General features: G+C 71.7%; 15 protein-coding genes. 10 read left to right on the forward strand and 5 right to left on the reverse strand.

Annotation, left to right across the window (positions count from 1 at the left end; all coding sequences use genetic code 11):
* Positions 1-61 precede the first annotated feature (61 nt).
* The 4 genes from ligA to AB0J88_RS39275 all read right to left on the reverse strand — a co-directional run bounded on the left by ligA (position 62) and on the right by AB0J88_RS39275 (position 4,412).
* Positions 62-2,188: an NAD-dependent DNA ligase LigA gene (ligA, locus tag AB0J88_RS39260; protein ID WP_364358772.1), complete on the reverse strand. Its 2,127-nt coding sequence runs from the start codon at positions 2,186-2,188 to the stop codon at positions 62-64.
* Positions 2,189-2,308: 120 nt separating this feature from the next.
* Positions 2,309-2,662: a VOC family protein gene (locus tag AB0J88_RS39265; protein ID WP_364358769.1), complete on the reverse strand. Its 354-nt coding sequence runs from the start codon at positions 2,660-2,662 to the stop codon at positions 2,309-2,311.
* A gap of 30 nt (positions 2,663-2,692) precedes the next feature.
* Positions 2,693-3,685: a methionine synthase gene (locus AB0J88_RS39270; RefSeq protein ID WP_364358766.1), complete on the reverse strand. Its 993-nt coding sequence runs from the start codon at positions 3,683-3,685 to the stop codon at positions 2,693-2,695.
* The gene (locus tag AB0J88_RS39275; RefSeq protein WP_364358763.1) at positions 3,678-4,412 is read right to left on the reverse strand and encodes a CDP-alcohol phosphatidyltransferase family protein; all 735 of its coding nucleotides are present in this window, start codon (positions 4,410-4,412) and stop codon (positions 3,678-3,680) included. Before AB0J88_RS39275 ends, AB0J88_RS39270 begins: the two co-directional genes overlap by 8 nt.
* Before the next feature lie 81 nt (positions 4,413-4,493).
* On the opposite strand from AB0J88_RS39275, the gene AB0J88_RS39280 reads away from it, so the two are divergent.
* Genes AB0J88_RS39280 through AB0J88_RS39315 form a run of 8 tightly spaced genes read left to right on the forward strand, consistent with a single transcriptional unit; the run spans position 4,494 to position 11,535 of the window.
* Positions 4,494-5,471, forward strand: coding sequence for a zinc-binding alcohol dehydrogenase (locus AB0J88_RS39280; RefSeq protein WP_364358760.1), 978 nt, complete (start codon positions 4,494-4,496; stop codon positions 5,469-5,471).
* 8 nt (positions 5,472-5,479) lie between these two features.
* On the forward strand, positions 5,480-5,878 hold the full coding sequence (locus AB0J88_RS39285; protein WP_089246236.1) for a 6-carboxytetrahydropterin synthase: 399 nt from the start codon (positions 5,480-5,482) through the stop codon (positions 5,876-5,878).
* Entirely contained in the window at positions 5,875-6,882 is a 1,008-nt protein-coding gene (locus AB0J88_RS39290; protein ID WP_364358757.1) for a glycosyltransferase family 4 protein, read from the forward strand. Before AB0J88_RS39285 ends, AB0J88_RS39290 begins: the two co-directional genes overlap by 4 nt.
* On the forward strand, positions 6,879-7,685 hold the full coding sequence (locus tag AB0J88_RS39295) for a class I SAM-dependent methyltransferase (protein ID WP_364358754.1): 807 nt from the start codon (positions 6,879-6,881) through the stop codon (positions 7,683-7,685). Before AB0J88_RS39290 ends, AB0J88_RS39295 begins: the two co-directional genes overlap by 4 nt.
* Positions 7,682-8,614, forward strand: a complete 933-nt coding sequence (locus AB0J88_RS39300; RefSeq protein ID WP_364358751.1) for a lysylphosphatidylglycerol synthase transmembrane domain-containing protein — start codon at positions 7,682-7,684, stop codon at positions 8,612-8,614. Before AB0J88_RS39295 ends, AB0J88_RS39300 begins: the two co-directional genes overlap by 4 nt.
* Positions 8,607-9,299: a dihydrofolate reductase family protein gene (locus tag AB0J88_RS39305; RefSeq protein ID WP_364358748.1), complete on the forward strand. Its 693-nt coding sequence runs from the start codon at positions 8,607-8,609 to the stop codon at positions 9,297-9,299. The genes AB0J88_RS39300 and AB0J88_RS39305 overlap by 8 nt, the downstream gene beginning before the upstream one ends.
* Positions 9,300-9,307: 8 nt before the next feature.
* Entirely contained in the window at positions 9,308-9,943 is a 636-nt protein-coding gene (gene ribA, locus AB0J88_RS39310) for a GTP cyclohydrolase II (protein ID WP_364358897.1), read from the forward strand.
* Complete coding sequence (locus AB0J88_RS39315; RefSeq protein WP_364358745.1) at positions 9,940-11,535, forward strand: sulfatase; 1,596 nt, start codon at positions 9,940-9,942, stop codon at positions 11,533-11,535. Before ribA ends, AB0J88_RS39315 begins: the two co-directional genes overlap by 4 nt.
* On the opposite strand, the gene AB0J88_RS39320 is transcribed toward AB0J88_RS39315, so the two are convergent.
* The gene (locus AB0J88_RS39320) at positions 11,449-12,162 is read right to left on the reverse strand and encodes a TetR/AcrR family transcriptional regulator (RefSeq protein ID WP_364358742.1); all 714 of its coding nucleotides are present in this window, start codon (positions 12,160-12,162) and stop codon (positions 11,449-11,451) included. The genes AB0J88_RS39315 and AB0J88_RS39320 overlap by 87 nt on opposite strands.
* 49 nt (positions 12,163-12,211) lie before the next feature.
* Between AB0J88_RS39320 and AB0J88_RS39325 the strand changes: the two genes are divergently transcribed.
* Positions 12,212-13,051, forward strand: a complete 840-nt coding sequence (locus AB0J88_RS39325; protein WP_364358739.1) for an alpha/beta hydrolase — start codon at positions 12,212-12,214, stop codon at positions 13,049-13,051.
* 31 nt (positions 13,052-13,082) lie between these two features.
* Entirely contained in the window at positions 13,083-13,853 is a 771-nt protein-coding gene (locus AB0J88_RS39330) for a phosphotransferase (RefSeq protein ID WP_364358736.1), read from the forward strand.
* Positions 13,854-13,883 lie beyond the last annotated feature (30 nt).

A 13,883-nucleotide genomic window follows, 5' to 3' on the forward strand; every position in this document is an offset into this window, starting at 1 on the left:
AGAGTCGTAATTAAGTTGAGATAGACGGCAAGCGGGCAACTATAGGCCGATAGCCGTCAGCTCAGGAGTCGTCACTCACCGCAGCGGCGCGGGCCGCGTCAGGTCCGTCGGAAAGCAGAATCCGCAGGCCAGCCTCGTCGAGGACGGGAACCTTGAGGGACACCGCCTTGTCGTACTTGGAGCCTGGATTGTCGCCTACGACGACAAAGTCGGTCTTCTTGGATACTGAACCGGTGACCTTGCCGCCGCGGCTGGCGATGGCTTCGCTCGCCTGGTCGCGGGAGAACTCGGCCAACGTGCCGGTGACCACGACGGTCAGGCCCTCCAGCGGGCGCGGCCCCTCGTCGGCGCGCTCCTCGGCCATCCGGACGCCGGCCGCACGCCACTTGCGGACCACCTCGCGGTGCCAGTCGACCGCGAACCACTCCTTGAGACTCACGGCGATCGTCGGACCGACGCCGTCGACGGCGGACAGCTCCTCGACGCCGGCCTCGTCGATCCGCTCGACGGACTCGAAGTGCCGGGCCAGCGCCTGCGCCGCGGTCGGGCCGACGTGTCGGATGGAGAGCGCGACCAGCACCCGCCACAGCGGACGCTGCTTGACCTCTTCGAGGTTGTCGAGCAGCTTGACCGCGTTGCTGCCGAGCGTGCCGTCCTTGTTGACGAAGAACGGGCAGTCGCGCAGCGTCAGCGCGTCGATGTCGAACAGGTCGCCCTCGTCGGTGATGGCGCCGCACTCGAGCAGCGCGGTCGCCGCCTTGTAGCCGAGCACCTCGATGTCGAGAGCGCCCCGCCCGGCCAGGGCGAACACCCGCTCGCGGAGCTGGGCCGGGCACGACCGGGCGTTGGGGCACCGGATGTCGACGTCGCCCTCCTTGGCCGGCGCCAGCGTGGTGCCGCAGCTTGGGCACTCGGTTGGCATCTCGAACGGCCGCGCGTCGGCGGGGCGCAGGCCGATCACCGGGCCGAGCACCTCGGGGATCACGTCGCCGGCCTTGCGCAGCACGATCGTGTCGCCGATCAGCACGCCCTTGCGCTCGACCTCGCGCGCGTTGTGGAGCGTGGCCAGCGCGACCGTCGACCCGGCCACCTTGACCGGCTCGAGCACGGCGAACGGGGTGACCCGCCCGGTGCGGCCGACGTTGACCTGGATGTCGAGCAGCTTCGTGTTGACCTCTTCGGGCGGGTATTTGAAGGCGATCGCCCAGCGCGGTGCCTTGCTGGTCGAGCCCAGCCGCCCCTGCAGCGCGAGCTCGTCGACCTTGACCACGACGCCGTCGATCTCGTGCTCGACGTCGTGCCGGTGCTCGCCGTAGTAGGCGATGTAGTCGTCGACCCCCGCGAGATCGTCGACCACCTTCCACCGCTCGCTGGTCGGCAAGCCCCAGCGGCGCAACGACTCGTAGGCGTGGGACTGCGACCTCGGTGTGAAGCCCTTGCGGGCGCCGATGCCGTGCACGACCATGCGCAACGGCCGGGACGCCGTCACCCGCGGGTCCTTCTGTCGGAGACTGCCGGCCGCGGCGTTGCGCGGGTTGGCGAACGGCGCCTTGCCCTGCTCGACCAGCCCGGCGTTGAGGTCGGCGAACGCGGAGACCGGGAAGTAGACCTCGCCGCGCACCTCGAGCAGCTCCGGCACGTCTTTGCCCTCGAGCCGCTCCGGGATGCCCTCGATCGTGCGCACGTTGCCGGTCACGTCTTCGCCGGTGCGCCCGTCGCCCCGGGTCGCGCCGCGGACGAGCCGGCCCTTCTCGTAGGTCAGGTTGATCGCCAGGCCGTCGACCTTGAGCTCGCAGAGGAACCGCACCGGGCCGCCCGCGTCGCGGACCGTGCGCTCGGCCCAGGCGGCCAGCCCTTCGGCGCTGAACACGTTGTCGAGGCTCAGCAGCCGCTCGAGGTGCTCGACCGCGGTGAACTCGGTGGTGAACCCACCGACGCGCTGGGTCGGCGACTCCGGGGTGCGCAGGGCGGGATATTCGTCTTCGAGCGCCGTGATCTCGCGCATCAGCGCGTCGAAGTCGGCGTCGGAGACGGTCGGGGAATCGAGCACGTAGTAGCGGTAGGTGTGCCCGTCGATCTCGTCAGCCAGCGCCGCGTGCCGCGCACGGGCCTCGGCCGGCGGCTCTTTGCCCGCCGCTGCCTCTTGGGCACGGGTCAACCGCTGGTCGGGAAGGGCTTCCTCGGACAACGCGCGCAACCTCCGGACTAGGACCTACAACAGCAACCTAGTCCCGCCGTACGACAAAGTCTCAGACCTCGAAGACGAGACAGAGCCTCAGAAACCGCCTGGACCGCTGGTCGGCGGAGATCAGACCTCGAACACCAGACAGAACGGGTGCCCGGCGGGGTCCTCGAACACCCGGAAGTCCGCCCCGTCCCCCGGGAGCCGCTTCGCGCCCAGCGCGATCGCCTGTGACGAAGCTTCTTCGATGTCGTCGACCATCACGTCCAGGTGCATCTGCTGCGGCCGCTCCGGGTCGGGCCAGTGCGGTTCGCGCAGGTCGGAGGCCAGCTGGAAGGCGATCCGGATCCGGTCGTCGGAGATCACGACCCAGCCTTCGCGCTTGTGCGTGACGGGCAGGCCGAGCAGCTCGCTGTAGAACCCGGCCAGAACGGAAGGATCCGGACAGTCGATCACGACGTTGTAGAGGCGGCCGATCATGCCCGACATCTTTCCCCACCGGGCGGCGGGCTATTCCTCGACGAGCCGCCGTCCGGCGTCCCGGCAGGCCGCGAGCACGTCCTTGGCGAACGTCAGCGAAGCACCGGCCAGTCCGCAGGTCGGCGTGACCACCACCTGCCGCGGCAGCAGCGCCGCGCTGAAGCCGAGCTGGCGCCAGACCGTCCGTACCCGGTCGACCAGGTCCTTGTGGCTCGGCGCCCGCGCACCGCTGGTCGGCGCCACACCGGCGAGCAGCCCGACGCCGGCGTCCAGCGCCTCACCCAGCGGGTCGAGGGCCGTGACCAGCGAGAGGTCGATCGACAGGGCCGTGGCACCGGCGGCGACGAACAGCGGAATCGGCGCGTCCGGCCCGCAGCAGTGGAACACCGTGGGCGCGCCGACCCGGGACACGAGCTCGCGCAGGGCGTCGGTGGCCGTGCTGACCTCGACCGGCCGGTACGCGCTGAACCCGCTCTCGGTCGGCACCCGCCCCGCCAGCACGGTCGGCAGGGACGGCTCGTCGATCTGGAGCAGCACGGTCGCACCGGGCAGCCGGCGCCGGATGTCCTCGACGTACCCCCGCAGCCCTTCCGCCAGCGAGGCGGTCAGGTCGCGGACGGCGCCGGGATCGCGCAGCACGCGCCCGCCGATCGGCAGGTCGACGCTCGCGGCCAGCGTGTACGGCCCGGCCGCCTGCACCTTGACGACGCCGGTGTAGCCGTCACCCTGCTCGGTGAGCTGGTCGAGGTCGCGGTCCAGCAGGTCGAGCGCGCGGCGCAGGTCGCGGCCGGGGCGGGAGGCGATCCGCCAGCGTCCGGTGTAGACCTCGACCGGCAGGTCGACGAGGAACGCCGACGTGCGCCCGATGATGTCGGCACCCGGGCCGCGGTCGGGCAGTTCGGCGAGATGCGGCAGGTCCGGCAGCTCGCCCAGCACCACCCGCTGCGCCTCGGCGATGTCGGTGCCGGGCATCGAGCCGACACCGGTCGCACTGCCGGAAGGCCACAACCAAGGATCACTCACGAGGCAGGAGCCTACCGATGACCCGCGTACGCGTGGCCGGGTGACCGTCGCGCCAGAGCCACAGCACGTCGCGGCCGAACGACTCGACCAGCAGCGCGAACGCGACCAGCAGGAGCACCACGTTGGCCCGGAACGGCAGCACCCCGGCGGTGGTCGTGATCAGCGCGATGCCCTGGGTCGCGGCCACCACCTTGCGCCAGTATCGCGGCGGCAGGGTGCCGCGCATCCAGCCGGTCGTCCAGATGCCGAGCAGGAACGCGTACCGCATGCCGCCGATCGCCAGCACCCACCAGCCGGCGGAACCGGCGACGTAGAGGCTGAGCACGAGCAGCAGGAACGAGTCGGCCTCCATGTCGAACCGCGCGCCGAACGTCGACGTCGTCTTCGTGCGCCGGGCGACCTGCCCGTCGACGCCGTCGAGCAGCAGCGCGACGACCACCAGGGTGACGATCGCGCCGACCGCGGGCGCGCGCTCGAGCGAGTCGACGACGAGGGCCGTGACCACCCCGATCAGGGTCGTCCGGGCGGCCGTCACCCAGTCGGCGGGTCCGAACCCCTTGAGTCCGGATGATGACAGTCCGTGTTGGAGAAGGATCACCGTGACGAGCGCGAACGCGACGCCTGTGAACCAGGCGACAGCGCCGATACCAACCGCGGCCCCCACCGCAGCAAGCACTGTGAGCTGGGCAAACATGCCGACCAGGGGGCCGGATCGAACCAGGCGCATCGTTCCTCCGTGTCGTGAAGCGGCACCAGATAGCACGGGAGATGGGATCGTTCGGTTCATGAACATGACGGAGAGCCACGAATGAGCCTGTCGGAACGCGCATTCTGGGTGGTCAGACCCGGCGTCGGCGAGATCCGCCCGGCCGCCGTCGACCCACCCGGTCCTGACGAGGTCCTGGTCCGCACGATCCGGTCCGGTGTCAGCCGTGGCACCGAGACGCTGGTGTTCCGCGGAGCGGTGCCGGCGAGCCAGCATACGGTCATGCGCGCCCCGTTTCAGGAGGGTGACTTCGCCGGATCCGTGAAGTACGGCTACCTGAACGTGGGCGTGGTCGAGCAGGGTCCGGCCGAGCTGCTGGGGCGCACGGTCTTCTGCCTCTACCCACATCAGACGGCGTACGTCGTGCCGGCCTCAGCGGTCGTCGTCGTCCCGGCGGACGTGCCGCCGGCGCGTGCGGTGCTGGCCGGCACGGTGGAGACCGCGGTCAACGCGCTCTGGGACGCTCCGCCCCTGGTCGGCGATCGGGTCACCGTGGTCGGTGGCGGCATGGTCGGTTGTGGCGTCGCACGGCTGCTGGCCCGCTTCCCGGGCGTGGCCGTCGAGCTCGTCGACGTCGACCCGAGCCGGGCCGAGACGGCGGCCGCGCTGGGTGTGGATTTCGCCCATCCGGATGACGCCGCGACCGGTCGTGATCTCGTCTTCCACGCCAGCGCCTCGGAGGCGGGCCTGCGTCGAAGTTTGGAGCTGCTGCGTCCGGAGGGCACGGTGGTCGAGCTGAGCTGGTACGGCGACCGTGAGGTCAGCGTGCCGCTCGGTGCCGGGTTCCACTCCGGACGCCTCGCCGTCCGGGCGAGCCAGGTCGGCATGGTCGCGCCGGCCCGGCGGTCGAGTCGGTCCTATGCGGACCGGGTCGCACTCGCTCTCGACCTGCTCCGCGATCCGGCGTTCGACGCGCTCGTCAGCGGCGAACATCGGTTCGAGCGTCTTCCCGACGTGCTGCCCGCACTCGCGTCTGGCAGCCTGGCCGGGTTGTGCCACGTAATCACCTACGGAGAGTAGAGAAACACATGTTCAGCGTCACGGTGCGTGATCACATGATGATCGCCCACAGTTTCCGCGGCGAGGTCTTCGGCCCGGCCCAGCAGCTCCACGGCGCGACCTTCCTCGTCGACGCCACGTTCCGGCGGGCCGAGCTCGACGCGGACGGCATCGTCGTCGACATCGCCCTGGCATCCGAGGAGCTCAAGGCCATCGTCGGGCAGTTCAACCTGCGCAACCTCGACGAGGACCCGACGCTCGCCGGGATGAACACGACGACCGAGGTGCTGGCGAAGGTGATCGCGGACCGGCTGGCCGAGCGGGCCACGTCGGGCGCGCTCGGTGCGGGTGGCCCGGAGTTGGCCGGCATCACCGTCACCCTGCACGAGTCGCACATCGCGTGGGCGAGCTACGAGCGATCGCTGTGAACCTTTCGCCGGCGGGCGGCGTACAGGTCATCGTGCCCGACGACATCGACAACCCGGCTTTCCCCAGTGGGGGGAACGCGTACGACCGTCGGGTCCTCGATGCCTTGAAGGGGCTCGGCTGGACGGTGCGAGAGCACCTGGTGCCGGTCGGTGCCCCGCTGGGTCCGGTGTTCGACGCGCTGCCCGACGGCGAGCTGGTCCTGGTCGACGGTCTGCTGGCGCCGGGTGTGCCGGTGGACCGGGTCGGCCGGTTGCGCCTGGTGGTGCTGGCCCACATGGTGTTCGGCACGCCGGCCGAGCGCGCCGTGCTGACCGCCGCCGACGCGGTGCTGACCACCAGCGAGTGGTGCCGCCGGCACCTCGCCGACGCGTACGGTGTCGTGGCCACGGCGGCGGCTCCCGGCGTCGAGCCTCAACCGGTCACGTCGCCCAGCGCGACCGGTGAGCGGCTGCTCTGCGTCGCCGCCGTCATGGCGCACAAGGGCCAGGACGTGCTCGCCGACGCGCTCGCGGCGCTGCCCGACGCGGGCTGGAGCTGCCGGTGCGTCGGCTCACTGGACCGGGAGCCCGACTTCGCGGCCGCGGTGCGCGGGCGGGCGCCGGCCAGGATGCGGTTCACCGGACCGCTCGTGGGTGCGGACCTCGACGCCGTGTACGCGGACACCGATCTGCTGGTCCTGCCCTCGCGCGCGGACTCCTACGGGATGGTGGTCACCGAGGCGCTGGCCCGGGGCATTCCCGTGCTGACCACCACGGCCCAGGGCCTGCCCGACACGCTGGGCCGCGCACCCGACGGCAGCCGTCCCGGGATGCTGGTGCCGCCCGGTGACTCCGGCGCGCTGGCCGCCGCGCTGCGGCGCTGGCTCACCGAACCCTCCGCCCGTGACGCGCTGCGTACGTCGGCCCGGCTGCGCAGAACCACGCTGACGGGCTGGCCGGTCACCGCGGAGCTGGCCTCCGATGTCCTGTCCACGGTCGCGATGCGGGAGAGCACGAGCACATGACGAGCGCCCTGATGCCCAAGGCCAGCCCGAACTGGCTGCGCCTGCGTGAAGCCGCCGACGCGGCCGCACGCTCCGAAGAGCTGGTCACGGAGGTGCGCGAGCGGCTGGGCTCGGTGGACCGGTTGGTGGTACACGACTTCGGCTGTGGCACCGGCTCGGCGGCCCGCTGGCTGGCACCGAAGCTGCCGGCCGCGCAGCACTGGATCATGTGGGACCGCGACCCCGACCTGCTCACCGCCGCGATGGCCGGCAAGCCGGAGCAGATCACCGCCGCGACCCGGCAGCGCGACCTGGGCACCCTGACCGCCGCCGACCTCGCCGGGGCCGACCTGGTCACCGCCTCGGCGCTGATCGACGTTTTAACCCTCGACGAGGTCGACGCGATCGCGACGGCGTGCGCGGAGGCCCGCGTACCCGCGCTGGTCATGCTGTCGGTCGTCGGCCGCGTGGAGCTCGACCCGGCGGATCCCTTCGACGACGAGGTCGCGGCCGCGTTCAACGCGCACCAGCGGCGTGCGGTGGGTGGCCGGCGCCTGCTCGGCCCCGACGCGGTGGCCGCGCTGGCCGACGCGTTCGCCCGCCACGACGTCACGACCACGCTGCGGCCCAGCCCCTGGGAGCTCGGCGCGGACGACCGGGACCTGCTCGGGGTCTGGTTCCAGGAGTGGCTGGACGCCGCCGTCGAGCAGGTGCCCGCGCTGGCCAAGCCGTCGGCCGGGTACGCCGGCCGACGCCTCGCCGAGATCGCCGACGGCCGCCTCACCGCGACCGTCCACCACGTCGACCTGCTGGCGACGCCGTGACCAGGGCACAGTTCTGGGGCTGGGCGCGCCTCGTCGGCGGCGCGGCCGTGCTGGTCGTGCTGGTCTGGCGGCTGGGCAGCGGCCCGTTCCTCGACGGCCTGCGCGGGGTCGACGCAACCGCGCTCACCGCCGCCTTCACGATCGGCGTGGTGACCACGGTCGCCTGCGCCTACCGCTGGGCGCTGGTGGCCCGCGGGCTCGGGGTCACGATCCCGCTGCGTGAGGCCGTCGGCGCCTACTACCGGGCGCAGTTCCTCAACACCACGCTGCCCGGCGGCGTGGTCGGCGACGTGCACCGCGCGGTCCGGCACGGCAAGGACATCGGTGACGTCAAACTGGGCGTACGCGCGGTCGTGGTCGAACGGATGGCCGGCTTCGTCGTGACGATCGCCCTGTCGGTGATCACGCTGGCCGTGTTCCCCTCACCCGTGCGCCGGCACATGCCGATGGCCGTGGCCGCGCTGGCCGCCGTGGCGTTGATCGCGTACCTGGTCAAGGGCCGCATGCGGATCCGCACCGGGCTGTTCTCCGCCCGCACCGGCATCGGCGTCGTGCTCACCACCGCCGCTGTGCTGGCCGGCCACCTGATCACCTTCCTGGTCGCCGCCCGGACCGCCGGGGCCACCGCCCCGCTGACCCTGCTCGCCCCGCTCACCCTGCTCGCCCTGCTGGCGATGGCGCTGCCCTGCAACATCGCGGGCTGGGGTCCGCGCGAGGGTGTCGCCGCGTGGGCGTTCGGCGCCGCCGGTCTGACCTCCGAGCAGGGCGTCGCCACCGCGGTCGTGTTCGGCGTGTTGGCGCTGGTCGCGAGCCTGCCGGGGGCCGTGGTGCTGGTGCTGCGTTGGGCCGACGGCCGACGCGCTGCGGAGAAGCCGGTAATGCTGGAACATGAGCTTGTCCACCGGCAACCGGAGTACAGCCATGGCTGAGCGGCCCTACATCGTGCTGAGCTGCGCGATGTCGATCGACGGATACGTCAACGACACCGCCGACGACCGCCTGCTGCTCTCGAACGAGGCCGACTTCCACCGGGTCGACGAGGTCCGGGCCGGCTGCGACGCGATCCTTGTCGGTGCCGAGACGGTCCGCCGCGACAACCCCCGCCTGGTGGTGAAGTCGCAGGAGCACCGGGCGGCCCGGGTGGCCAGGGGTGAGCAGCCCTCGCCGCGCAAGGTGACGGTCACCGAGGGTGGCGATCTCGACGCGGACGCGGCCTTCTTCCAGTCCGAGGACACCGAGAAGCTGGTCTACTGCGCCTCCTCCACGGTGGAGCAGACCCGGCGCCGGCTGGGCGCGCACGCCACCGTCGTCGACGGTGGGCAGCCGGTCAACCTGCGCCAGGTGGCGGAAGACCTCTACGCTCGCGGCGTCGGTCGGCTCATGGTCGAGGGTGGGGGCACCATCCACACCCAGTTCCTGTGCGAGGAGCTCGCCGACGAGCTGCACCTGGTGGTGGCGCCGTTCTTCGTCGGCGATTCCAAGGCGCCCCGGTTCGTCGGCGACGGAGATTTCCCGTGGTGCCAGGAGCGCCGGGCGACCTTGGCCGAGGTTCGGCAACTGGGCGACGTGGTGCTGTTGCGCTACGCCCTCTCGCCCCGGTTCGGCACCGTCTGATGAGGAGATTGATGGACGACGCGACGATACGCACGCAGGTATCGGTCCCCCTTCGGTTCCCCGACGGCTACGCCACGAAGGCAGAGGTGTTCACGTTCCACGGCCTCGTCGACAACCGCGAGCACATCGCGTTCGGGCTCGGCGACTGGCGCGACACCCTGGCCCGCGACGAGGCGCCTCTGGTGCGGCCGCACAGCGAGTGCCTGACCGGTGACGTGTTCGGCAGCGAGCGCTGCGACTGCGGCCCGCAGCTGCGCGAGGCGGTCGAGCGCATCAGCAACGCCGGCGGCCTGCTGCTCTACCTCCGCCAGGAGGGGCGCGGCATCGGCCTCTACGCGAAGCTCGACGCGTACGCCCTGCAGGACACCGGAATGGACACGTACGAGGCGAACCTCGCGCTCGGGCACGGTGAGGACGAGCGTGACTACACGCCCGCCGCGCAGATGCTGCGCGCCCTCGGCGTCTCGCGCATCGCGTTGCTCTCCAACAATCCCGACAAGGAGGAGCAGCTCACGTCGCTGGGCGTCGCGGTGACCAAGCGGGTGCCGACCCGGCTGCACCTGTCCGCCGCGAACGCCGGCTACCTCGCGGCCAAGGCCAGGCACGCCCGGCGCGCGGTGGAACAGGACTGGCTCGCGTCGTGAGGAGCCGGATCCTGACCGGCCTGGCCGCGTTCTTCGTTCTGGTGCTCCTGCTCGTACCCGACGACTTCGCCGCGCTGAGCCCGTTGGCGCTGCTGGCGATCCCGCTGGAAGCGCTGGTCGGCGTCGCCGTCGTGGTGTTCCTGCCGCCCCGCGCCCGCACGGTCGTCGGCATCGTCGCCGGCGTCCTGCTCGGCGCGATCAGCATTCTCAAGCTGCTCGACCTGGGCTTCGGCGTCACGCTGTCCCGGCAGTTCGACCCGCTCTCGGACTGGTCGCTGTTCCGTGCGGCCTCCGAGTGGGTCTCCGAGTCGTTCGGCAAGCCCGGCGCGATCGGAGCCGTGGTCGTGGCGATCCTGCTCGCCTTGGCGTTGCCGGTGCTGGCGACGCTGTCGATCCTGCGGCTGTCGCGGGTGGTGTCGGTGCGCCGGACGCTCGCGCTGCGGGTCGTGGCCGGGCTCGCGGTGGTCTGGGTGGCGCTGGCGATCCTGGGCGTGCACCTGGTGCCCGGTGTCCCGGTCGCTGGCCGGAGCACGGCGGCCGCGGCCTACGACCACGCCGCCCAGCTTCGGGCGGACATCAGGGACCAGGCGGCGTACGATCGCGAGGAGTCCACCGACGCCTACCGTGACGTACCCGTTTCGCAGCTCCTGCAAGGGTTGCGGGGCAAGGACGTCATCTTCGCGTTCGTCGAGAGCTACGGTCGCGACGCGGTGAACTATCCGCAGACCGCCGCGCTGCTCGCGTCGCGCACGCAGCGGTTGACCGCGGCGGGCTTCCAGTCCAGCAGCGGTTGGCTGACCTCGTCGACCATCGGCGGCGGAAGCTGGCTCGCCCACGCGACGTTCCAGTCGGGGCTGTGGATCGACAGCCAGCGGCGGTACGGGAAGTTCACGGAAGGCACGCGCTACACGCTGACGACGGCGTTCTCGAAGGCCGGCTGGCGCACGGTGGCGGTGATGCCGGCGAACCGGCGCGACTGGCCCGAGGGCGCGGTCTACGGCTGGGACAAGGAGTACGACGACCGGACGCTCGGCTACAAGGGCCAGGGCTTCGCGTTCTCCTCGATTCCCGACCAGTTCACGCTGCACTCGTTCCACAACACCGAGCTGTCCGCGCCGTTGCCGGGCCGCAAGCCGGTGATGGCCGAGATCGACCTGCTGTCCAGCCACGCGCCCTGGACCCCGGTGCCGCCGATGATGGACTGGGACAAGCTCGGCGACGGCTCCACGTACCCGGGCAACGGTGGTCGCGGGGGCAATCCCGATGAGATCAACAACGAGGACGCGAACACGGTACGGGACAACTACCGGCGTACGGTCGAGTACTCGGTCGACAGCCTGGTGTCCTATATGGAGAAGTACGCCACGGCGAACACGGTGATGGTGATGCTGGGCGACCACCAGCCGTCCCCGATCATCACCGGCCCCGATCCGAACCGTGACATCCCGATCACGGTGATCGCCAAGGACCCGTCGGTCATGCCGCGCATCGCGAGCTGGGGCTGGTCACCCGGCCTGGCCCCGGTGGCTGACGGCCCGGTCTGGCGCATGGACGCCTTCCGCGACCGGTTCCTGGCGGCGTTCGCCAAGTAGGCCGGTCAGCAGGGCGCGCAGGGCACGACCGAAGAGGTCGTCCTGCGGCGGTTGGCCGGGGTTGGCCAGCGCGGCCGCCAGGTGTGGGTGGCGTGCGGGGTCGAGGGCCGCGAACGGCTGTGCGGTGCTCGTCTGGGTGCGGCTGAACAGGACCACGACGCCGGTCATCAGGGCGATCGCCTCGAACTTGGCGGTTGTCGGGGCCGGCACGTCGCTCAGGACGCCGAGGCAGTGGTCGTACCAGTCGAGGGTTTCCGGGCCGGCGCTGGTCGGGCGTTGGATCAGCTCGCCGAGCCAGCGGTGGCGGCGGTGCAGGTCGAGCTGTCGTTGGGCCAGGGCCTGCAGCTGGTCGAGCCAGTCGCCCTGCCTTTGGGGGTACGGGCGTAGCTCGCCGACCGCGTGGTCGGTCATCAGGTCGAGCAGGTCGTCGCGGGACGACAGGTAGCGGTAGAGCGAGCCGGCCGTGGTGTCGAGTGCCGTGGCGACCGCGCGCATCGAGACGGCGGACAGGCCCTCGGCGTCGGCCAGGGCGATCGCGGCCGCCACTATCTCGTTCCGCGTGTGTCCGGGTGCCGGTCCACGCCGCCCGCGCTCGGGTCGGGTCCAGATGGGTTGCGCGTCGCTCACCGCCTAACTGTAAACTGCAAACGACGTTCGCAGTTTAGAGGGAGGGGTCATGGAGCGGGTCACGACTTTCGACGGCGCGACCATCGCGCTGCATTCGACGGGCACCGGGCCGGGCATCGTGGTGGTGCACGGCGGCGGTGTGACGATCGATGTCTACCGGCGCTTCGCGGCGGCGCTGGCCGACCGGTTCACCGTGCATCTCTACAACCGCCGGGGCCGAGGCGACGCGCCCGCGCGGGTGCTGCCGTACACGTTCGACCAGGAGATCGAAGACCTGGCCGCGGTGCTCGGGCACACCGGCGCCAGCAACGTGGTCGGGCACAGCGCCGGTGGGCTCATCGCCCTGGACGCGGCGCTGCGACTGCCGATCGCGCGATTGGCGCTCTACGACGCCGCGATCTCGATCGACGGCAGCTTCCCCGCGGGTTGGCTCGACGACGCCCGCGCGGCGGCCCGGGCCGGCGACCTGCCCCGGGCGATGGCGCTCACCGCGGGCGGCATCAACACGCACCAGGCCACGTCGCGCCTGCCGCTCGCGGTGCAGGTGGGGATCTGCCGGCTGTTCCTGCGCACGCCGATCGGCCGCACGATGGGCGACCTGCTGCCGATGACGCTCGACGAGTCGGCGCTGATCGCGGCGGCCGACGGCCCGGCCGACCGCTGGGCCGGCGTGACCGCCTCGGTGTTGCTGGCCTGTGGGGCCAAGGGTCCGCGCTACTACGTGGCCGCGGACGACGCTCTGGCGGCGGCCATCCCCGACGCCCGAGCGGTGGAGATCCCGGGCAGCGCGCACGACGGCATCAACCGGGCGCCGCGACAACTGGTGGAGGTGGTCGCGGACTTCTTCGCCGCGCCGGTCACACCTCGGCCCGGCGAGCCCGCCCGCTGAGGGTGCGTGCCGCCATCTCTAGGCTCGGGTGATGGCCTCGACGCACGTGCTGCGTGTCGCTGACGGGCTGGTGACCAAGCGCTACACGGACTGGCGGCGCGGCGAGCACCGTCGTGAGTGGGCCGTGCTGTGCCGACTGCGGCGGCATGCCGCGGGGTTGGCGCCGGAGCCGGTCCGCGCGACGCTCGACGCCGTGCCGCCGACCGTGACCATGACGCTCGTGCCGGGGCGGCCGTTGACCGACCGGCCCGGCCGGGCCGAGGTGATCGGGCTGGCGACGGCGTTGCGGACACTGTGGTCAGTGCCGCTCGGTGGCGAGCCGTCGGTCGACGACTGGGCCGACGACCTCGGGTTTGCCCGGCCGCTGGTCGAGACCGCCTGGCCGGGTGAGGTGCCGGACGAGATCGCGCGGGCCCTCGCGGCGGCCACGGCGTGGTGGCGGGGACCCGACCCGGCACTGCTGCGCCAACGGCCGGCCCACCTGGTGCTCGGGCATCGGGACCCGAACCTGGCGAACTACCTGTGGGACGGCTACCGCGTGCGCATCGTCGACTTCGAGGACGCGCGAGCCAGCGATCCGGTCACGGAACTGGCCCTGCTGGCAGAACACCTCTCGGCCCGCCACCTCGAAGGCCTGCTGGGCCAGTTCGACGTCGACGAGCACCGCCTCCGCGCCGCCCGCCGCCTCTGGTCGATGTTCTGGCTGTTCCTCCTGCGCCCCGGCGGCCCAGCCGCCACCCGCAACCCGAAGGACACAGCGCGTCTCCAGGCCCGGCGCGTCCTACATCTGCTCAACACGTAGTCCTGAGCCTGCTCTTGGTTGTGAACCGCG

This window comes from Asanoa sp. NPDC049475, from assembly GCF_040676915.1.
Classification (GTDB): Bacteria; Actinomycetota; Actinomycetes; order Mycobacteriales; family Micromonosporaceae; genus Asanoa.